An 18,522-nucleotide genomic window follows, 5' to 3' on the forward strand; every position below is an offset into this window, starting at 1 on the left:
TCCTCCAGGGATGAGCCGCGCCGCTCGGGTGGGGCGGCGGACTCTGAGTGTTAACGCTCACAGAAACCTCGTCAAGGGCTCTGCGGGTCACCGTTTCGTCTCGTGTCGGCGGCTTGACCGCAGTGATTGTTAGCGCTAACAATCATGCGACGATGGGATCGACCACGTCGCCAGGGTGTTGCTGACCGCTGCCGTCATGGACGTCATCGGAGGTGCTGGGGGCCACGGAAGACGGCCCGCCGATGGTTCCGGGCACGGCAGAGTTCCTGCGGGCCTGGGTCGGGCCATCGCGGCGCAGCTCGACGAAGCAGCGGTCAGCCGATGACCGCCACGGGTGCGTCCCAGGCGTTGCGGTCGACCGTGACGGTGGCTCCGCCGTGGGTCTCCTTCTGGTTGACCAGGTACTGGTGGCCGCGCCGGTGGCCGCTCCACTGGCTGCCGAAGGGGAAGGTGGCAGCGGTGTCGGCCTGGCCGTCGTACTGCGCGTACCAGAGGGCGGCCGGCATGTCCGGGGCGCCCTGCTGGGCGGCGCGGGCTATCACGGCCGCCGAGGAGGTGGCGTAGGCGTACGTGCCGGCGACGTACCCCTTCTGATGGACGGCGCGGGTCCAGCCCTGCAGGTAGCCCAGCACCGCGTCGGCGCACGCGGCGTCACCGGTGTTGAAGGCCTCGACGTCCAGATACAGGGCGCTGCCGGCGCGCATGCCGAGGGCGGATGCCTTGGCGACGGCGTCCGCGCCGTCGGCTGCTCCCTGCGGCGCGGGGTTGGCGGCGTCGATCCGGTAGGGGCTGCGGCCGCTCTGGCAGGGGGCCTGCGCTCCGACGTAGAGCGGGACGAGCTTCCAGCCCGCGGTGTCCACGGACTTCACCCAGGAGCTGGTGAGCTGGGGCTGTGCGCAGCCGCGGTTGCGGCCGCCGATGTAGACGGCGGCCGCGCCGAAGGGGGAGTTCTTGCGCCAGGTGTCCATGGTGGCCAGGCCGGGGGCCGTACAGGTGTCGAAGGCCAGGCCGCTGAAGACGGCGCCCGGCTGCGGGCGCGGCACCGACGGTGGAGCGGGGGTGGCGCTCTGACCTTGGGTCGGCGAAGGAGAGGTGGTGCCTGCCGCCGAGGGGGACGCCGACACCTTGCCACTGGCGGAAGTCGACGGGGACGCTGACGGCGCTGCGGACAGGGAGGCGGAGGCAGACGGCGAGGTGCTGGGCGTGGCCTGGTCGGAGGCGGAGACGCCGAGTACCGCCTCGCCCGCAGCGGCGGTTCTGGGCGCGGCAGCTGGGTCTGCGCTCTGGCCGCTCGTGGCAACTGTCACCGCCACGCTCGCGGCCACCACCAGACCTGCGCCCGTCAACGCGGCACGCCGCCGCGTCGATATCCGGCTGCTCGCCATGACAACTCCTCAATGCGGCGCATCAGCGCGGTGCAGACCTTGATCGACAGACTGCCTATCACTTTCGCGACACCCGCCGCCAATTCCGTTGCTCGATCCTTGACCTGTAGCTTCTGGGAGGCCCGTAAGGGGGAAGCTGAGCCCGTGGCTGTCGACTCCTCCTCCGACTCGGCCTGTCATCAGAGTGACGCTCGGTCAGGGACAGCGAGGCGAGGTCCGGGAACTTCGCCGCCCGAGCGGCGCCGCAGGACGGTGTGCAGCATGTCGTCGGTGATGACGGGCGGTCGGCCGCCGTGCTTGCCCTTACGGGCTGCGGTGTCGAGCCCTTCGAGAGTGGACTCGCGGCCGTGGGCGGTGAGGTGGTCGGCGAGGGCGGTGAGTTCGGCGGCGTCGCGGCCGAGCCGCTTCATCTCGTACACCGTGAAGATGACCCGGCAGTGCGGGGCGTGGGCCTTGACCTCCCGCGCCGTCCGCAACGCCTCCTCGAACCGGGGACGGACGCGCCCCCGGGTGCTGATCCGCGGTCGGCCGGGGCAGGCACCCGCAGCGCCTTCTTCAGTCGGGGCAGGCGGGCGTCGGGCAAGGCCTGGTGCAGGCGGCGGGAGACGTCGGTCAGCCAGCGTGGGCTGAGTTCGCCGATCACAAGGAGGGTCGGGATGTCGAGGGTGGTGAAGCGGGTGAGGTCATCGCCGAAGCTGTCCATCGCGCGCATCGCCCCGGCCGCGGCGGTCGATTGCGTAGGTGGTGAAGTGCGGAGCCAGCAGGTCGGCGAGGAGCTGCCAGTCCTGGGATGCGTTGAGGGCACCCGGGGAGATGGCCAGGGGGCGGCCCTGGCCGGTAAGCGTGACGGCGATCTCTGTTCCGTCGGTGGAGGTCACGCGGGCCTGGCGGGGGTAGCGGCAGTCATGACGTTGCATCGAAACGATGTGTATATCGTTTCGATGTGAGATCCTGGGATCATGCTTGAACTCGCGATACTCGGCTTCCTCGCCGAAGGCCCCCTGCCGGGTCACGAGCTGCGCCACCGCATCGCGCACCTGACCGGCTACAGCCGTCCGGTCAGCGACGGCACTCTCTACCCGGCGATCAACCGGCTGACGAAGGCCGGGCTGATCGAACGGCGCCGCGCACCGGAGGCGGGCAGCGGCCGGTACGTGCTGAACCTGACCGCGGCAGGACACGAGGACATGCTGCGGCGGCTGCGGGAACCGGCCGAGCACGAGATCACCGACTTCTCCCGCTGGTTCGTGATCCTGGCGTTCCTCTCACTGCTGCCCGACAGCGCCGAGCAGCACGCCGCGCTGCGACGCCGCCTGGACTTCCTGGAGGCCCCCGCCAGCTTCTTCTACGACGGTGACACCCCGCTGCGCGCCGAGCAGGTCACCGACCCTTACCGGCGCGGCATGATGCTCACCGCCCGCGCCACCAGCCGCGCAGAACGCGCCTGGCTCCACGAGGTCCTGGACGGCGACGGCATCCGAGCAGCGGACGAGCAGCCCCACCGTCGGACCCACACCCGTGATCGGAAGGACTGAACATGCTTGCGTCCTGGTACGACCAGCAGGGCCCGGCCGCCGAAGTGCTCCAGCTCGGTGAGCTGCCCGACCCCACGCCCGGCCCTGGTGAGGTCCGTGTCCGCGTCACCGTCTCCGGCGCCAACCCCGGCGACACCAAGAAGCGTCGCGGTTGGACCGGCTCGGCCATGCCCTATCCGCGGGTGATCCCGCACAGCGACGCCGCCGGCATCGTCGACGCCGTTGGCGACGGCGTCGACGCGCGCCGCGTCGGGCAGCGCGTGTGGGTGTACGGCGCCCAGTCCTACCGCCCCTTCGGCACCGTCGCCCAGTACACCGTCGTCCCCGGCGACCTCGCTGTCCCACTGCCCGACCACCTGTCCGACGACCTCGGCGCGAGCCTGGGCATCCCCGGCATCACCGCGCACCGCACCGTCTTCGCCGACGGCCCCGTCGACGGCAAACTGGTGCTGGTCAACGGCGTCCTCGGCGGGGTCGGCTCACTGGCCGCCCAGCTCGCCCGCTGGGGCGGGGCGACGGTCATCGGCACCGTCCGACGCGGCACCGAACTGGACAGGATCGATCCCGCGGTCGTCTCCCACGCCGTCGCCCTCGACTCAGGCGACCCAGCCGCCGCGATCCGCGCCCACGCACCCGACGGCGTGGACCGGATCATCGAGGTCGCCCTGTCCGACAACGCCGACCTGGACGACGCCGTAGCCGCGAACGGCGCGGTCATCGCCGCGTACGCCACGCGCCACGACCGCACCGAGATCCCGTTCTGGACCCTGCTGTTCAACAACGTCACCCTGCGCCTGCTCGGCAGCGACGACTTCCCCGCCGAAGCCAGGCGCCAGGCCGCCCGCGACCTCACCGCCGCGGCCGCCGTCGGCGCCCTCACCGTCGATGTCGGCGACCGCTTCCCGCTCGCCGACATCGCCAAGGCTCACGACCGCATCGACGTCGGCGGTCGCGGCCGTGTACTGGTCGACATCCCCCAGTAGAGATGCTCCGGCGTGACCTCCTCATCCCCCAGCAGTCGAGCGTGAGGGCGCTGCGGGCAGGGTGGAAGCCTCCGCCGCCGGTTCGGGAGTCTGCGTGTGGCCGCTGCGCCGGCGAGATCGAGGTGGGAGTTCATGTCCAGCTCGAACCGGCCGTAGGGGTTCACATGGGTCCAGAACAGCGGAGACAGGGCCCGCCGGTCGGCATCGGTGAGCCGCTTCTGTCACTCACTCAGGATGTCCTGGAGGAACAGGGTGTTGACATGCACCAGCGCCGACCGGAGCAGGTGCAGTGCCGGCATCGAGGCCGTCGTTGATCTCACGCCGCAGGTCGGCGTCGGCGAGGTAGTCGCAGATGAACGCCGTACGCACCGCGCGGCCCAGTTGCTCGATCGCCCGGTAGGTGGGGTGCTTGGGCCCGCCGCGGGTGAACCGCCCGGATTGTCCGGAGAACACCATGGCCGATGCAGAACGATGGGCGGCCGGGATCGCGGGTCCGGCGTATGCGATCGACGAGCAGACCGCCATCAAGGTGGCCGGCGGCGCCGTCGAAGTGGTCTCCGAGGGCCACTGGAAACTGTTTCAGTGCCCGGTTGAGCAGTCCTGACAAGTTGTCGGCTCGACAGTCGAGTTGACGGCATCGCCCAGGGTGGGCGGGTGAGGCTCAGGGGCTGACGGCCAGGACCAGGAAGGCGGCCATGATGGTCAGGTGGACGCCGCCCTGGAGGGGGGTGGCTCGGCCGGGCATGACGGTGAGGGTGCCGACGGCGATGGTGAGGGCGAGCAGGATCATGTGGGTGGAGTCGAGACCCAGGACCAGGGGGCCGCTGAGCCAGGCGGAGGCGACCGCGACGGCGGGGATGGTCAGGCCGATGCTGGCGAGGGCCGAGCCGTGGGCGAGGTTGAGGCTGGTCTGCATCCGGTCCCGAGCGGCGGAGCGGACGGCGGCGATGGTCTCGGGAGCCAGGACCAGCATGGCGATCACCACGCCGACCACCGAGGCGGGCAGGCCGGCGTCGGCGACCACCCGTTCGATGGTGGGGGAGACGCCCTTGGCCAGCCCGACCACCGCGACCAGGGCGACGCCCAGCAGGGCGAGGCTGAAACAGGCCGCCCGGGCGGTGGGAGGCTCGGCGTGGTCGTCGCCGTCCAGGACCTTGCCCTCGGCGGTCAACGGCAGGAAGTAGTTGCGGTGACGGACGGTCAGGGTGGAGACGAAGAGCCCGTAGACGATCAGCGAGGCGGTCGCCGCGAAGACCAGCTGGGTGGTGGAGAACTGCGGGCCCGGCTTGCTGGTGGTGAAGGTCGGCAGCACCAGGCTGAGCGTGGCCAGGGTGGCGATCGCGCTGAAGGCGGCCCCGGTGCCCTCCGGGTTGAAGACCGCCACCCGGTGCCGGAGGGCGCCGACCAGGATGCACAGCCCGACGATGCCGTTGCAGGTGATCATCACCGCCGCGAACACCGTGTCCCGCGCCAGGGTGGCGTTCTTCTCGCTGCCGTCGGCCATCAGCGTCACGATCAGCGCGACCTCGATGATGGTCACCGCGACCGCCAGCACCAGCGAGCCGAACGGTTCGCCGACCCGGTGCGCGATCACCTCCGCGTGGTGCACCGCCGCCAGCACGGCCGCCGCCAGGAACAGCGCGACCAGCACCACCAGCGCGGTGGGCAGCGATCTGCCCCAGGTCAGGGCGAGCAGGACGAAGGCGAGCGCGGGGGCGAGGGTGGTCCACTGCAGGGCTTCACTGCGGGCCTTGGCGATCATCCCCTGAGTTTTCCAGGGCCGGGCCGCCCAGGCAGTGGGCCCGCCCACCTCGGCGTGTCGGCGGCCGGAGCACCCCGGGTCTGGCGCGCAGGAGTTGGACGCCGCAGCGCGACGGTGTCGGGGTCAGCGGGTCTCGATGACGACCTTTTCGATGATCATGTCCTTCACCGGGCGGTCGGTGCGGGGGTTGGTGTCGGTGGTACCGATGGAGTCGACGACCTTCTTGCCGGCGTCGTTGGTGACTTCGCCGAAGATGGTGTGCTTGCCGGTGAGCCAGGTGGTGGGCGCCAAGGTGATGAAGAACTGGGACCCGTTGGTGCCGGGACCGCTGTTGGCCATGGCCAGCAGATAGGGCCTGGTGAAGGCGAGGTCAGGGTGGAACTCGTCGGCGAACTTGTAGCCCGGCCCGCCCGTGCCGTTGCCCAGGGGGTCGCCGCCCTGGATCATGAAGCCCTCGATGACCCGGTGGAACACCGTCCCGTCGTACAGCGGGTCGGTGCTCTTCTTCCCGGTCCCCGGGTCGACCCACTCGCGGTCGCCCTTCGCCAGCTCGACGAAGTTGCGCACCGTCTTCGGGGCGTGGTCCGGGAACAGCCGGACCTCGATGTCGCCCTGATTGGTCTTCAACGTCGCGTACAGCTCTTCCGCCATGACGATCCTTCGGTGTGCGGGCTACTTGGCCCGGCCAGTCTCCCGGCCGGGCCGACGAACCCGGGGCAATGACACGACATCTCACCCGCACGAGTGGGTCAGGGCGCCGGGACCGGGCCGGGGGAGCCGGCGGGCACTGCCAGGCGGTAGCGCAGTTTGGTACGGGCCTCGGCGCCGATGCGGTCGTAGAAGCGGGCGGCGCCCTCGTTCCAGTCCGGGGTCTGCCACTGCACCTCGGTCATGCCGAGCCGCCCGGCCAGTGCGGCGACCGCGTCCATCAGCAGGACGCCCAGGCCCGAACCACGGGCGGCGGGGCGCAGGAAGAGGCAGTCCAGGTGCAGGTACTCGCGGCCCTGCCAGGTGGACAACTCGGGTGCGGCGGCGGCGTAGCCGACCACCTCGCCGTCCGGTAGTTCGGCCAGCAGGCAGTGCAGCCGGGGTATCGGAGCGCCGAAGAGCAGCGCGTCGAGGCGGAGGACGAGGTCGGGGGCGGGCGGGGCGGCGCGCTCGTACGCGGCGTGCTCGGCGGCCAGTTCGACGATCCGGGGGAGATCGGCGGGGCGGGCGGGCCGGATCCGGGCGGCGGCCGGTGACGGTTCCTCAAGATCGTTCATTGGGTCATCATGCCGCCGCACCCCGGGTGAGCGGCAGGTTCCGTGGCCGAACCGTTGGGAGAGCGGCAGAACCTCTTCGTATGCTTTGCGCGTGGTGTTGAGGGAACGACACCTTGGGAGAGGGACGAATGAAGCGACTTGGCAGGGCACTCACCTCCGGCGCGCTCGGCGGCGTACTGGCGTTGACGGCGGCGTGCTCGGGAGGCGGGGCACCGAAGGCGGGGCAGGCGGTGTCGGCGAGTCCGTCCGCGTCGAAGACCTCCTCGGCGGTGATCAGCATCGAGCCGGGCAACGGCAGCACCGGCGTCAAGCCGGCCGGGGCGCTCAAGGTCTCGGTGCAGGGCGGGAAACTGACGGAGGTGCAGGTCGCGGCGAAGGGCGGCGCTGCGGTGCCCGGGACCTTCACGGCGGACGGCTCCGGCTGGACCCCGACCGGAAACCTCGCGGTGTCCACCGAGTACCAGGTGAATGCGCACGCCGTGGACGCGAACGGGGTGGCGGCCGCTCTCCAGGGCGGGTTCAGCACGCTGACGCCCGCCAAGGGCGCCGGGCCGGTCGACAACATCGCCGACGGTCAGACCTACGGGGTCGGCATGATCGTCTCGCTGGAGTTCAAGGTGCCGGTCAAGGACCGGGCGGCAGTGGAGCAGGCGGTGGCCGTCGAGACCGGCGACGGCACGGTGGTCAAGCCGCACTGGTTCAGCGCACAGCGGGTCGACTTCCGCCCGGAGAAGTACTGGAAGCCGCAGAGCAAGGTGACCGTCAAGTACCGGCTGAAGAGCGTCGAGACCTCACCGGGTGTCTACGGCGAGGTGGACAAGGAGCAGACCTTCACGGTCGGCCGCTCCCGGATCAGCACCGCCGACGCCAGCAGCAAGCAGATGCTGGTGCAGGAGGACGGCAAGCCCGACGAGACGGTGCCGATCAGCGCCGGCGCCAGCTCCCCGGCCTCGCAGAACACCTTCAACGGCACCATGGTGGTGATGGCGAAGGAGGGCACCGCCGTGATGGACTCCAGCACGGTGGCCAACCACGAGGGCGCGGACTACCGGGTGGAAATGCCGCACGCCCTGCGACTCACCCCGACCGGCACCTACGTGCACGGCAAGAACGCCGCCCCGAGCATCTTCGGCCGGCAGAACATCAGCCACGGCTGCATCGGTCTGCTGGACGGTGCCGGCGACGGGCGGTCCGACCTGCCGGGCGGCAAGTTCTACGACGCGGCCATGGTGGGTGACGTGGTGACGGTGAAGAACTCGGTCGGCCAACAGGTGGACGCGGCCAACGGCATGAGTGGCTGGAACATCGAGTGGAGCAAGTGGTAGCCACCGGGCGGCGCCGAGGTTTGACCTGACGTTGTCCGGCTGCTCGGCGGCGCGTCGGCCGCAGCTGCTTCGATGCCGGACAGCGGGCGGCCGGTGCCCGGTTAGGCTGCCTGCCGGGAGGTCCGCCCCGCAGGCGGGCAGCGCGGACGGACGAAAGAGGACACGATGGTGCACGCACGGGCAGGCCGGCAGGCCGAGCCGCAGGATCTGGTCGACGTGGCCCGGCTGGTGACGGCCTATTACGCGCTGCGCCCGGACCCGGCGGAGGTCGGGCAGCAGGTCGCCTTCGGCACCTCCGGGCACCGCGGGTCCTCGTTGGACACCGCCTTCAACGAGGACCACATCGCCGCGACCACCCAGGCGATCTGCGAGTACCGGGCCGCCCAGGGCATCACCGGGCCGCTCTTCCTCGGCATCGACACCCATGCGCTCTCCGAGCCCGCCCGGGTCACCACCATCGAGGTGCTGGCCGCCAACGGCGTGACCGTGCTGCTCGACAGCGCCGACGGCTACACGCCGACCCCGGCGGTGTCGCACGCGATCCTCACCCACAACCGGAGCAACCCGGCCGGGCGGGCCGACGGCATCGTGGTCACGCCCTCGCACAACCCGCCCGCCGACGGCGGCTTCAAGTACAACCCGCCGCACGGCGGCCCGGCCGGTTCGGACGCCACCGGGTGGATCCAGGACCGGGCCAACGAGCTGATCCGGGGCGGGCTCGCGGACGTCCGGCGGATGCCGTACACCCGCGCGCTGGCCGCGGACACCACCGGACGCTACGACTTCCTCGGCACGTACACCGAGGACCTGCCCTCGGTGCTGGACCTGGACGCGATCCGGTCCGCCGGGATCCGGATCGGGGCGGACCCGCTCGGTGGGGCGTCGGTGGCGTACTGGGGCCGGATCGCCGAGACGCACCGGCTGGACCTGACGGTGGTCAACCCGCTGACCGACCCGGCCTGGCGCTTCATGTCGCTGGACTGGGACGGCAAGATCCGGATGGACTGCTCCTCGCCGTACGCGATGGCCTCGCTGATCGGCCGTCGGGACGAGTACACCATCGCCACCGGCAACGACGCGGACGCCGACCGGCACGGCATCGTCACGCCGGACGGCGGTCTGATGAACCCCAACCACTACCTCGCGGTGGCGATCGACTACCTCTACCGCAACCGCCAGGACTGGCCGGCCGGTGCGGCGGTCGGCAAGACCCTGGTGTCCTCGTCGATGATCGACCGGGTGGCCGGCGAGCTGAAGCGCGAACTGGTCGAGGTGCCGGTCGGGTTCAAGTGGTTCGTCGACGGGCTGCTGGGCGGATCGGTCGCGTTCGGCGGGGAGGAGTCGGCCGGGGCCTCGTTCCTGCGGCGCGACGGCGGGGTATGGACCACCGACAAGGACGGCATCCTGCTTGCGCTGCTGGCCGCCGAGATCACCGCAGTGACCGGCCGCACCCCGTCCCAGCACTACGGCGAACTGACGGACCGTTTCGGCGCTCCGGCCTACGCCCGGGTGGACGCCCCGGCCGACCGGGCGCAGAAGGCGGCGCTGGCCAAGCTGTCGGCCGAGCAGGTGAAGGCCGCCGAGCTGGCCGGTGAGCCGATCACCGCCGTGCTCACCGAGGCACCCGGCAACGGCGCGGCGATCGGCGGGCTCAAGGTCTGCACCGAGAACGCCTGGTTCGCGGCCCGGCCGTCGGGCACCGAGGACGTGTACAAGATCTACGCCGAGAGCTTCCACGGGGCGGAGCACCTGGCCCGGGTGCAGGAGGAGGCCCGGGCCCTGGTCGGCGAGGCGCTGGGCTCGGTCTGACGCAAGGTCACGCCGTGCTCCCGGGTTGCCGGGGGCACGGCGGGCCGGATGGGCTGCTCGTCGACATCGCCGCGATGGTGGAGTCCGAGCACAGCAATCAGATGCCCCTGACCGTGGTCGTCCCCGGCGCCGTCATCACCGGACGGCTCGCCCCGCAGAGCCTCTGGCGGGAACGGATCGCCGAAGTCCTCGCGGCTTCGGACCACCTCAAACCCTTCGCCGGCCTCTTCACGACCCCCGGTCCTGACAGTGCCGCCGCCCCTCCCACCCATCTGCACCTGCACCTCGCCCGGATCCTGCAGGGCAGTTACGGCCTGCCGCACACCGGCGGCATGTACCGGATCGCGATCGCCGACATCAGCAGCTGGACGGTCGGCGACCTCAGCTACACCGACCAGTAGCCGGCCCCGGCGCGGCCTGGACCGCAGGGGTTCAGGCCGCGCTCGGCACCGTCGCAGGAAGCCGGGCCGGCTCCGGACCGGCGTCAGCGGTGACCGACGGGGACAGTCGGTAGGCCGTGTACAGCAACACTGCGGTGAGCGTGTCCAGCAGCGCCCCGGCCAGCAGCGCCCCAGCCTGGACCAGCGGGTAGGAGGGCTGCGGCGAGTACTGGAACGCAGCGGTGACCAGCCACCGATGCACGATGTCGGACGCGACTCTGCCCAGCACCACCACCGGCAGCACCCGCAGGACGGTGCGCCAGTGACGATGGGTCAGCCGCCAGGCCCGGCGGACACCCCGTCCCTCCAGCAGGATCGCCATCGGCAGCAGTGCGGCGGCGAACTTCAGGTAGAGGGCACCCAGAAGGACCGCCGGCATCGCGGGCGAGAAGACGAAGTCGGCATAGGCGTCGATGTCGACGAAGGACAGGAATCCCAGCAGGCCGATGACGTCCAGCGCCAGCAGCCAGCCCGCCAGCCATCCGATGCGCCGCAGGTCGGGCCGGAGCGCGGACAGGAAGCCGTGGCCGCCGTCCAGGATCCGCAGCTTGGCCGACCAACTCCAGGCGAAACCAAGGCCACTGGCGCCGAAGAACAGCGCGTTTCGGACCGGGAGCAGGTCTGGTCCGATGGACGTCGTGCACAGTGTGAGCGTGGCCCAGCCGGCCCCGGCGAACAGCAGCTCCACTGCCAGCAGCTGCCACCAGCAGGCCGCCAGTTTCTCCCGTATGAGTGCCGAGCTGGTCGGTCCGGACTGCTCCGTTGATTCGATCACCGGCCGACCCTAGCGGCTGACCTGCGTATTCGCACCCTCATTAGCCGACCGGGTGCACCGGCCGCGCGCACCCCCTACCGGGGTAGGGGGCCGGAGTTCGCTCCATGGCGTGACGTCCGTGAGTGGTTCGAAAACTAGCGTCTTCCTCAACAGGCCAAGCCCGTAGGAGGAGCAGTTCCGATGACCACCGCACCCTCGATCGCCACCACCGTGCCCGGCTCCGCGAAGCTCAACTGGCTGCTCGGCAGCTACACCTGGCGCCGGTCGGCGTACGCGCTGGCCGCCCTGCCGGTGGGCCTGGTGTCGCTGCCGCTGGCCCTGGTCGGGCGGTCCGCCACCACCCATCGGCTGCAACGCGGCCTGGCCGTACGGCTGCTGGACGCCCCGATCGGCGAGCCGGCCCGGGGCAGCCTGGTGCGTACGCTGGCCCACAGTGTGCTCGCCCTGCCGCTGCAGCTGCTCGCCGCCGGGCTGACCGGGGTGCTGTGGGCGGACGTCCTGGTCCGTGGGCTCTGCTACCCGCTGGCCGAGTGGGGCAATGACGTGTCCAAGGTCTGGGGCGGTCCGACCATGGCGGGCGCGTGGGCCGCGCACTTCGCGGTCGGTGTGCTCACGCTGGCGATCCTGCTACCGCTGGTCCGGCTGCTGACCAACGGTCAGAGCCGCCTCGCCGTCCGCCTGCTCGGCACCGGTTCGAAGGGCTGAGCCGTGACTGCTCTAGCCTGGCCGACGATGAACAGCGAACCCACCCGCCGACGGCTGCGGGCCGCCGCGCTGCCGGCCGCCGCCTTCGCCCTGACCTGCGTGGGCTGGGCCGACCTGGACCAGCACTACGCCCTCGACGCGGGAGCGGCCCTGGCACTCAGCGTCGCCCGTGCGCTGCCGCTGCTGTGGAGCCGGACCCGTCCGGTGCTCGCCTTCGCAGTGTCGGCGGCGGCGGTCGCGCTCACCGCCGTGCTCACCCGGCCGACTACGGCGGCCGAGCCCTGGCCGATGGCGGTGACCAGCCTGGCCGCGCTGACCGCCGTGCTGGTGCTGTCCGGCAGCCGGGTCTCCCGGCGGGTCTGCACCGTGATGGGCCTGGCCGTGCCGGCCGGTACCGCGGCCCTGCTGTCGGCGCTGCCCGGGCGTGGCGCCTGGTCCGGCCTGCTGCCCGTGGTGGTCGCGACCGGGCTGGCGCTGATCGCGGCCGAGGTGCTGCGCGACCGGGCGCTGACCCGGGTCAGACTCGCGGAGCAGGAGCAGATCAGCGAGCTGGAGCGGACCAGGCGCGCCCTGCTGGAGGAGCGCGCCAGGATCGGCCGCGAGCTGCACGACGTGGTGGCCCATCACATGTCGCTGATCGCCGTCCGGGCCGAGACCGCCCCCTACCGGCTGCCGGACTGCACCCCCGAGGTCCGGGAGGAGTTCCGGGCCGTCAGCGGCGCCGCCCGGGACGCGCTGACCGACATGCGCCGCCTGCTCGGCCTGCTGCGCGGCGAGGCGGCGGCGGCGCGGGTGCCGCAGCCGGAGCTGAGCCAACTCGCTGCTCTGGTACGGGAGTCCGGGGCCGGGGTGACCCTGGAGGTGGTCGGCGACCTGGACACCGTCCCCGCGACGGTCGGGGTCTGCGCCTACCGGATCGTCCAGGAGTCGCTGTCCAACGCCCGGCGCCACGCGCTCGGCGCTGCGGTGGAGGTCCGGGTGCACCGCACCGCGGCGTTGCTGCGGATCACCGTCCGGAACGGCCCCGGCCCCGGCGCCGGCGCCGAGCGGCAGGCCGCTGCGGCCGGCGGGGACGGTCATGGTCTGATGGGTATGCGGGAGCGGGTGGCCGTGCTCGACGGTGAGTTCTCGGCCGGGGCCGGACCTGACGGCGGGTTCACCGTGACGGCCGACCTGCCGCTCCCGGTGAAGTGAGCACGGACAGGGGGAACGGAACAGTGAGCACCAGCATCCTGATCGTCGACGACCAGGCCATGGTCCGAGAGGGCTTCGGGGCCCTGCTCGACGCGCACCCGGGCCTGCACGTGGTGGGTGACGCGGCCGACGGTGCCGCCGCGCTGGAGGCGGTCGCGCGGCTCGACCCGGACGTGGTGGTGATGGATGTCCGGATGCCGGTGATGGACGGGCTGGAGGCCACCCGCCGCCTGCTCCAGGGGCCCGGCGACCGGCCGAAGGTGCTGATGTTGACCACCTTCGACCTGGACGAGTACGTCTACGAGGCGTTGCGGGCCGGTGCCAGCGGCTTCCTGCTCAAGGACGCGCCGGGCGAGGAACTGGTGCACGCCGTCCGGGTGGTGGCCGCCGGTGACGCGCTGCTCGCCCCCTCGGTGACCCGCCGTCTGATCGCGGACTTCGCCGCCGGGCGCCCGGCCCCGCCGCCCGGTGAGCAGGCCCGGCGGCTGGCCGGCCTGACGCCGCGTGAGACCGAGGTGCTGGAGCTGATCGCCCAGGGGCTGTCGAACGCCGAGATCGCGCAGGCCCTGGTGGTGGTCGAACAGACCGTCAAGACCCATGTCAGCCGCATCCTGGCCAAGCTCGGCCTGCGCGACCGGGCGCAGGCGGTGGTGTTCGCCTACGAGTCCGGCCTGGTCACCCCGGGCACCTCGGGTGTGCCCAACGGCCCCACAGGCAGGGCCTGATGTGTGATCGTTACCCGCATGCCGATCTTTTCTTCGTACGACCATGTCGGAATCTGGTACGAATCAGCCGGTGCAGGTGACCCGTTGGTGGTCCTGGGCGGCGGGCCCGGGACGGACTCGCGGTACCTGGGCGACCTCGGCGGGCTGGACAGGCAGCACCGGCTGATCTTCATGGACGGGCGGGCCGCGGGGCGGTCCGAGGTGCCGGTGGACCGGGGCACGGTGTCCTTCGTCGCGCAGGCGCGGGACGTGGAGGAGCTGCGGCTCCACCTGGGGCTGGAGCGGTTCGACCTGCTCGCCCACTCGGCGGGCTGCCTGACCGCGCAGGAGTACCTGGCCGCGTACCCGGGCAGGGTGCGACGTGCGGTGCTGGTCACCCCGGTGGGCCGGGTCGGGCGTGAACCCGACCCGGCGGAGCTGGCGGAGCTGAAGGCGTCGCGCTCGGGCGAGCCCTGGTACGAGAAGGCGGCGGAGGCGGACCGCCGGCTGGCCGAGGGTACGGCCGCCGACGCCGAACTCGCCGTGCTGCAGGTCTGGGCCCTGCCGTTCTCCTGGTACCGGTGGAGCCGAGAGCGGCTGGCGGAGTACCGCCACGGGCACGCGAGTTCGGTGCCGTGGCTGCGGGACGCCTTCTACGCGGGAGCCCCCGGCCCCGGGGAGCTGGCGGGGCGGCTGGCCCGGCTGTCGGCCGGGTCGACTCCCGTGCTGGTACTGGCCGGTGCGGCGGACGGCCTGATCGGAACGGTGCCGGCGCGGCAGGTGGCGGAGTGTCACCCCGGCAGCCGGCTGGAGGTCATGACGGAGTCCGGGCACCGGCCGTGGGTGGAGGAGCCGGAGCGGTTCGTCGCCGAGGTGACGGCGTTCCTGACCGCCGGGCGGTAGGACCTGGCTTCCGGGCCTACAGGTGCGGGGTGATGGCGGGCAGCAGGTCCTTGAAGGTGCGGCCGGTGGCGGGGGCGCCGATCGCGGTCATCTGCCAACCGGTGGCGGTGCGTTGGACCTTGGCCATGATCTGGGCGGTGTACGGGCCGCCGCCGGTGAGGGTGTAGCGGGCGAGCTCCTGCCCGTTGCTCTCGTCCACCAGGCGGCAGAAGGCGTCCTGGACGGCCTCGAAGGTCTGGCCGGTGAAGGAGTTCACCGTGAAGACGATCTGCTGGACCCGGGCGGGGACGCGCTGGAGGTCCACCAGGATCGACTCGTCGTCGCCGCCCTTGACCGCGCCGCCGGTCAGGTTGTCGCCGGTATGGCGGACCGAACCGTCCTTGCTGGTGAGGTTGTTGAAGTAGACCGTGTCCACCAGCTGGTGGTCGGCGGCGAACAGCACCGCCGAGGCGTCCAGGTCGATCTCGCGGGCCATCAGCTTGGCGAGGAACCCCTTGCGGGCCGCCGCCTGCCAGCCCAGACCCATCCGCACCACGCTGAGGGCACTGCCGTCGGACTTGCGCAGGCTGATTCCTTCGCCCTTGCCCAGGTTCACACTCACGATGGCTCTCTCCTTTGCGGACACGTCCGGGGTGCGACCCCGCCGAGTACTCCACCCGGTCAACTCCCGACGGGCGCAATCCGTTGCAGCCGGGGGCGGTCGGGTGGTCCCCGCGCGCTGATGGCGCGTCGGATCCACAGCAGTGTAGATCCGGACCAGGCCGTTAGGATGAACGGCCGCCGCCGTGCCGCGCGGTACCGGACCGAGGGAGACGTCATGACGCAGGGCGTGGAGGGCGCCGACCAGGGCCGCAGGCGCGGGCAGGGCGAGCTCGAAGCCGCGCTGTTCCGGGTGCTGGGCCGGGCCGGTGCACCGGTCACCGCGGCCTGGGTGCAGGAGAACTTCGACGGCGAGCTGGCGTACTCGACGGTGATCACCATCCTGTCCCGGCTGCACGAGAAGGGCGCCGTGACCCGGGTCCGGGACGGCCGCTCCTACCTGTGGACACCGGCCGCCGACGGTGCCGGCCTGGCCGCGCTGCGGATGCGCCGGGTGCTCGACCGGGAGGCCGACCGCGACGCGGTGCTGGCCAGCTTCGTCACCGCCCTGTCGCCGCACGACGAGCAGCTGATCCGCTCGCTGCTGGCCGGGACCGAGCCCGCCGGGACCGACCGGGCTGGGGCCGAGCCGGCTGAGGCTGACCTGACTGGGCGCGAGGGCTGAGCAGTGGGGATCTTCGTCTTCCTTCCGCTGATCCTGCCGCTGACGGCGCTGCCGATCGCCCGCCTGGCCGAGCAGCACCTGCATCCGCGCACCGCGGCCCGCCTGCTCACCGGCCTGGCGGCGATCCTCGGCCTCTGCAGCACGCTCTGCCTGGTGCTGCTCGGTGTGGTGGGCACCGCACAGATCCCCGGCAACCCGCTGCCCGACGCCTGGGCCGACCCGGAGGTCCGGGAGGTGGTGCCCTACGACGAGGCGGTGGGGGCGGCCTCGATCGCCGCCCTGCTCGCGGTGGTTCTCGCGGTGGCCGTCGCCGGGTGGCGGCACCGGCGGGTCGCGTCCGGCGCCCGACGCGCCCTGGCCGCGCTGCCCGGCAGCGCGGACGTGGTGGTGCTGCCCGACGACGCGCCCTACGCGTACGCCGTCCCCGGCCGCCCCGGCCGGATCGCCGTCTCGACCGGAATGCTGGCCTGCCTGGACGCGGACGAGCAGGACGCGCTGATCGCGCACGAGCGGGCCCACCTGAGCGGTCGTCACCACCGCTACCTGCTGGTGGTCCGGCTGGCGGCCGCCGTCAATCCGTTCCTGCGCCCGCTGCGTGAGGCGGTCTCGTTCAGTGCGGAGCGCTGGGCCGACGAGGAGGCCGCCCAGGCCGTGGGCGACCGCCGCCTGACGGCCCGTGCGGTGGGCCGGGCGGCGCTCGCCGGGCCGTCGGCCGTACCCGTCGGACTGGCCGGCTTCGCCGCGCCCGGACCGGTCCCGCGCCGGATCGCCGCCCTGCTGGCCCCCGGGCCCGGCCTGCGCGGCTGGCCGCCGGCGCACAGCCGTACCGGCCTGGCCGCCCTGGTCGCGGCGGTGGGGACCACGGTGTCCGCGGTGTCCTCGCTGAACGCGTGCGTGGCGCTGCTGCTGGTGCTGCACGTGCTGCCGATGAACCCGCTGGGCTGACCGGGCGTCAGCGCTCCGGTGCGGGGCTCGGCTTCGGCCCAGGTTCTACAGTGCTGTAGATTCACAGCTCAGCCGCCGGGCCTTCGGAACCCGGCCGGGAACTTCAGGAGGGGCATCGTGGGAGTCTCGCTCGCCAAGGGTGGCAACGTATCGCTGACCAAGGAGGCGCCCGGCCTGACCGCCGTCATCGTCGGTCTCGGCTGGGACGTCCGCACGACGACCGGCGCGTCCCACGACCTCGACGCCAGCGCGCTGCTGTGCAACGCGAGCGGCCGGGTGCTGACCGACCAGCACTTCGTCTTCTTCAACAACCTGAAGAGCCCCGACGGTTCGGTCGAGCACAGCGGTGACAACCTCACCGGCGGTGGTGACGGCGACGACGAGCAGATCAAGGTCGACCTCGCGGCCGTCCCGGCCGACGTGGTCAAGGTCGCCTTCCCGGTGTCGATCTACGACGCCGAGAACCGGCAGCAGAGCTTCGGCCAGGTCCGCAACGCCTTCATCCGGGTGGTCAACCAGGCCGACGGTACGGAGATCGCCCGCTACGACCTCACCGAGGACGCCTCCACCGAGACGGCCATGATCTTCGGCGAGCTCTACCGCAACGGCGAGGAGTGGAAGTTCCGGGCGATCGGCCAGGGCTACGCCTCCGGCCTGCGCGGCATCGCCCAGGACTTCGGCGTCAACGTCTGACCCCTCCACCGTCCGGCTGGACGCCCGGCTCTCGCGCGCCTACCGCGTGAGAGCCGGGCGGCCGCCCGCAGGTCACCGGAAGGACAGCGGTGCACGCTCCCCAGGAACAACCCGGTCCGGCCGAGCACACCGACGCGACGGCGTGGTCACCTCCGGAGGAGGAGACCCGGCCGGTCTTCCAGCCCGTCGAGGTCCGGTTCGAGGACGGCCGGTGGGCGGTCGGCCGGATCAACGCCTGGTGGCAGGCCGAGGACGGTCGACTGTGGTGCAGGCTCCGGGTGATGGGCGACGGCTCGGAGGCCCGCTGGCTGCCGTACGACCCGGAACGGGTGAGCCTGCTGCCGTCGCACGGCCTCTGAGCGTCAGGCCTTACGACCTCAGCCTTACGACCTCAGGCCATCCGGCGCAGCCCGTCGCGCGCCCGGCGGGCGTCGCGCAGCCGCTGCTCGTAGGTGGCGCCGAGGATCAGCAGGAGCAGCCCGGCGACGGCCAGCGGAAGCCAGCGGGGCAGCACGTCCAGGAACTGCACCAGCAGCGGGGCCAGTTCGTGGAAGGCCACCAGTAGCAGCGTGGCGGCGCCGAGGACCAGCGGGGCCTGGAGCAGCCGACGGGCGCCGAAGGCGGTCAGGGCCAGCGCGAAGGCGCCGAGCAGCAGCGGGCGCAGCCAGTGCGGGTCGGTCCAGGTGGCGAGCAGGCTGGGCAGCAGGGCCGTGCCGAGACCCGGTCCGTAGGTGGTCCAGGACGGGGCCGACGGGGTGCGGCGGCGGTGCAGGTGACCGATCGTCAGGGCGGCCGCCGCGACGCTCAGCGTGTACGGCTCGGGTGCGGTCACGTC

24 protein-coding genes are annotated in these 18,522 nt (G+C 72.0%); 14 read left to right on the forward strand and 10 right to left on the reverse strand.

Going from position 1 to position 18,522, the window contains the following annotated elements:
- Nucleotides 1–314 precede the first annotated feature (314 nt).
- From ASC99_RS24020 to ASC99_RS24035, 3 genes are all read right to left on the reverse strand, one after another.
- Entirely contained in the window at nucleotides 315–1,043 is a 729-nt protein-coding gene (locus ASC99_RS24020; protein WP_057235509.1) for a glycoside hydrolase domain-containing protein, read from the reverse strand.
- Nucleotides 1,044–1,564: 521 nt separating this feature from the next.
- Entirely contained in the window at nucleotides 1,565–1,861 is a 297-nt protein-coding gene (locus tag ASC99_RS24030) for a hypothetical protein (RefSeq protein ID WP_057235515.1), read from the reverse strand.
- A 207-nt stretch (nucleotides 1,862–2,068) separates the two neighbouring features.
- On the reverse strand, nucleotides 2,069–2,302 hold the full coding sequence (locus tag ASC99_RS24035; protein WP_057235518.1) for an alpha/beta fold hydrolase: 234 nt from the start codon (nucleotides 2,300–2,302) through the stop codon (nucleotides 2,069–2,071).
- A 42-nt stretch (nucleotides 2,303–2,344) separates the two neighbouring features.
- Here ASC99_RS24035 and ASC99_RS24040 point away from each other — a divergent pair, with 42 nt between their 5' ends.
- Together ASC99_RS24040 and ASC99_RS24045 are read left to right on the forward strand one after the other, a co-directional pair.
- Nucleotides 2,345–2,920 (forward strand): PadR family transcriptional regulator, encoded by a 576-nt coding sequence (locus ASC99_RS24040; protein ID WP_057235520.1) that lies wholly within the window; start codon nucleotides 2,345–2,347, stop codon nucleotides 2,918–2,920.
- A gap of 2 nt (nucleotides 2,921–2,922) precedes the next feature.
- Nucleotides 2,923–3,903 carry an NADPH:quinone reductase gene (locus ASC99_RS24045; protein WP_057235522.1) on the forward strand — a complete coding sequence of 327 codons (981 nt, stop codon included), beginning with the start codon at nucleotides 2,923–2,925 and terminating at the stop codon, nucleotides 3,901–3,903.
- A gap of 225 nt (nucleotides 3,904–4,128) precedes the next feature.
- On the opposite strand, the gene ASC99_RS39800 is transcribed toward ASC99_RS24045, so the two are convergent.
- Nucleotides 4,129–4,359 carry a Tn3 family transposase gene (locus ASC99_RS39800; RefSeq protein ID WP_200948398.1) on the reverse strand — a complete coding sequence of 77 codons (231 nt, stop codon included), beginning with the start codon at nucleotides 4,357–4,359 and terminating at the stop codon, nucleotides 4,129–4,131.
- Between ASC99_RS39800 and ASC99_RS37655 the strand changes: the two genes are divergently transcribed.
- Nucleotides 4,358–4,507, forward strand: a complete 150-nt coding sequence (locus ASC99_RS37655; protein WP_162257914.1) for a hypothetical protein — start codon at nucleotides 4,358–4,360, stop codon at nucleotides 4,505–4,507. The two genes, ASC99_RS39800 and ASC99_RS37655, sit on opposite strands and share 2 nt — an antisense overlap.
- A 57-nt stretch (nucleotides 4,508–4,564) precedes the next feature.
- Here the strand turns inward: ASC99_RS37655 and ASC99_RS24050 are convergent, their stop codons facing one another.
- The 3 genes from ASC99_RS24050 to ASC99_RS24060 all read right to left on the reverse strand — a co-directional run bounded on the left by ASC99_RS24050 (nucleotide 4,565) and on the right by ASC99_RS24060 (nucleotide 6,930).
- Nucleotides 4,565–5,665, reverse strand: coding sequence for a calcium:proton antiporter (locus ASC99_RS24050; RefSeq protein WP_057235525.1), 1,101 nt, complete (start codon nucleotides 5,663–5,665; stop codon nucleotides 4,565–4,567).
- A 123-nt stretch (nucleotides 5,666–5,788) separates the two neighbouring features.
- Nucleotides 5,789–6,316 (reverse strand): peptidylprolyl isomerase, encoded by a 528-nt coding sequence (locus tag ASC99_RS24055; protein WP_057235528.1) that lies wholly within the window; start codon nucleotides 6,314–6,316, stop codon nucleotides 5,789–5,791.
- Between the two features lie 98 nt (nucleotides 6,317–6,414).
- Nucleotides 6,415–6,930, reverse strand: a complete 516-nt coding sequence (locus ASC99_RS24060) for a GNAT family N-acetyltransferase (RefSeq protein ID WP_057235530.1) — start codon at nucleotides 6,928–6,930, stop codon at nucleotides 6,415–6,417.
- Between the two features lie 128 nt (nucleotides 6,931–7,058).
- Between ASC99_RS24060 and ASC99_RS24065 the strand changes: the two genes are divergently transcribed.
- From ASC99_RS24065 to ASC99_RS24075, 3 genes are all read left to right on the forward strand, one after another.
- Nucleotides 7,059–8,255, forward strand: a complete 1,197-nt coding sequence (locus ASC99_RS24065) for an Ig-like domain-containing protein (RefSeq protein WP_063857165.1) — start codon at nucleotides 7,059–7,061, stop codon at nucleotides 8,253–8,255.
- A 165-nt stretch (nucleotides 8,256–8,420) separates the two neighbouring features.
- Entirely contained in the window at nucleotides 8,421–10,064 is a 1,644-nt protein-coding gene (gene pgm, locus ASC99_RS24070) for a phosphoglucomutase (alpha-D-glucose-1,6-bisphosphate-dependent) (protein WP_057235536.1), read from the forward strand.
- Nucleotides 10,065–10,138: 74 nt separating this feature from the next.
- The gene (locus ASC99_RS24075) at nucleotides 10,139–10,465 is read left to right on the forward strand and encodes a hypothetical protein (RefSeq protein WP_057235600.1); all 327 of its coding nucleotides are present in this window, start codon (nucleotides 10,139–10,141) and stop codon (nucleotides 10,463–10,465) included.
- 31 nt (nucleotides 10,466–10,496) lie between these two features.
- Here ASC99_RS24075 and ASC99_RS24080 read toward each other — a convergent pair whose 3' ends face one another.
- The gene (locus ASC99_RS24080; RefSeq protein ID WP_057235539.1) at nucleotides 10,497–11,279 is read right to left on the reverse strand and encodes a hypothetical protein; all 783 of its coding nucleotides are present in this window, start codon (nucleotides 11,277–11,279) and stop codon (nucleotides 10,497–10,499) included.
- 180 nt (nucleotides 11,280–11,459) lie between these two features.
- Between ASC99_RS24080 and ASC99_RS24085 the strand changes: the two genes are divergently transcribed.
- Genes ASC99_RS24085 through ASC99_RS24100 form a run of 4 tightly spaced genes read left to right on the forward strand, consistent with a single transcriptional unit; the run spans nucleotide 11,460 to nucleotide 14,785 of the window.
- Complete coding sequence (locus ASC99_RS24085; RefSeq protein ID WP_057235541.1) at nucleotides 11,460–11,984, forward strand: hypothetical protein; 525 nt, start codon at nucleotides 11,460–11,462, stop codon at nucleotides 11,982–11,984.
- Nucleotides 11,985–12,011: 27 nt separating this feature from the next.
- Nucleotides 12,012–13,178 (forward strand): sensor histidine kinase, encoded by a 1,167-nt coding sequence (locus ASC99_RS24090; protein WP_057235544.1) that lies wholly within the window; start codon nucleotides 12,012–12,014, stop codon nucleotides 13,176–13,178.
- A gap of 23 nt (nucleotides 13,179–13,201) precedes the next feature.
- On the forward strand, nucleotides 13,202–13,903 hold the full coding sequence (locus ASC99_RS24095) for a response regulator transcription factor (protein ID WP_057235547.1): 702 nt from the start codon (nucleotides 13,202–13,204) through the stop codon (nucleotides 13,901–13,903).
- 18 nt (nucleotides 13,904–13,921) lie between these two features.
- On the forward strand, nucleotides 13,922–14,785 hold the full coding sequence (locus tag ASC99_RS24100) for an alpha/beta fold hydrolase (RefSeq protein ID WP_057235550.1): 864 nt from the start codon (nucleotides 13,922–13,924) through the stop codon (nucleotides 14,783–14,785).
- Nucleotides 14,786–14,801: 16 nt separating this feature from the next.
- Here the strand turns inward: ASC99_RS24100 and ASC99_RS24105 are convergent, their stop codons facing one another.
- On the reverse strand, nucleotides 14,802–15,386 hold the full coding sequence (locus tag ASC99_RS24105; protein WP_057235552.1) for a TerD family protein: 585 nt from the start codon (nucleotides 15,384–15,386) through the stop codon (nucleotides 14,802–14,804).
- 216 nt (nucleotides 15,387–15,602) lie between these two features.
- On the opposite strand from ASC99_RS24105, the gene ASC99_RS24110 reads away from it, so the two are divergent.
- The 4 genes from ASC99_RS24110 to ASC99_RS24125 all read left to right on the forward strand — a co-directional run bounded on the left by ASC99_RS24110 (nucleotide 15,603) and on the right by ASC99_RS24125 (nucleotide 18,046).
- Nucleotides 15,603–16,049 carry a BlaI/MecI/CopY family transcriptional regulator gene (locus ASC99_RS24110; protein WP_057235554.1) on the forward strand — a complete coding sequence of 149 codons (447 nt, stop codon included), beginning with the start codon at nucleotides 15,603–15,605 and terminating at the stop codon, nucleotides 16,047–16,049.
- A 3-nt stretch (nucleotides 16,050–16,052) separates the two neighbouring features.
- Entirely contained in the window at nucleotides 16,053–16,994 is a 942-nt protein-coding gene (locus ASC99_RS24115) for a M56 family metallopeptidase (protein ID WP_057235557.1), read from the forward strand.
- A gap of 117 nt (nucleotides 16,995–17,111) precedes the next feature.
- Nucleotides 17,112–17,687, forward strand: a complete 576-nt coding sequence (locus ASC99_RS24120) for a TerD family protein (RefSeq protein WP_057235560.1) — start codon at nucleotides 17,112–17,114, stop codon at nucleotides 17,685–17,687.
- A gap of 89 nt (nucleotides 17,688–17,776) precedes the next feature.
- On the forward strand, nucleotides 17,777–18,046 hold the full coding sequence (locus ASC99_RS24125) for a hypothetical protein (protein WP_057235563.1): 270 nt from the start codon (nucleotides 17,777–17,779) through the stop codon (nucleotides 18,044–18,046).
- Nucleotides 18,047–18,078: 32 nt separating this feature from the next.
- Here ASC99_RS24125 and ASC99_RS39495 read toward each other — a convergent pair.
- Nucleotides 18,079–18,522, reverse strand: a 444-nt coding sequence (locus ASC99_RS39495; protein ID WP_369825147.1) for an SCO7613 C-terminal domain-containing membrane protein, incomplete at its 5' end; no start/stop codon positions are given.

The organism is Kitasatospora sp. Root107 (assembly GCF_001424875.1).
In the GTDB taxonomy this organism is placed as follows: domain Bacteria; phylum Actinomycetota; class Actinomycetes; order Streptomycetales; family Streptomycetaceae; genus Kitasatospora.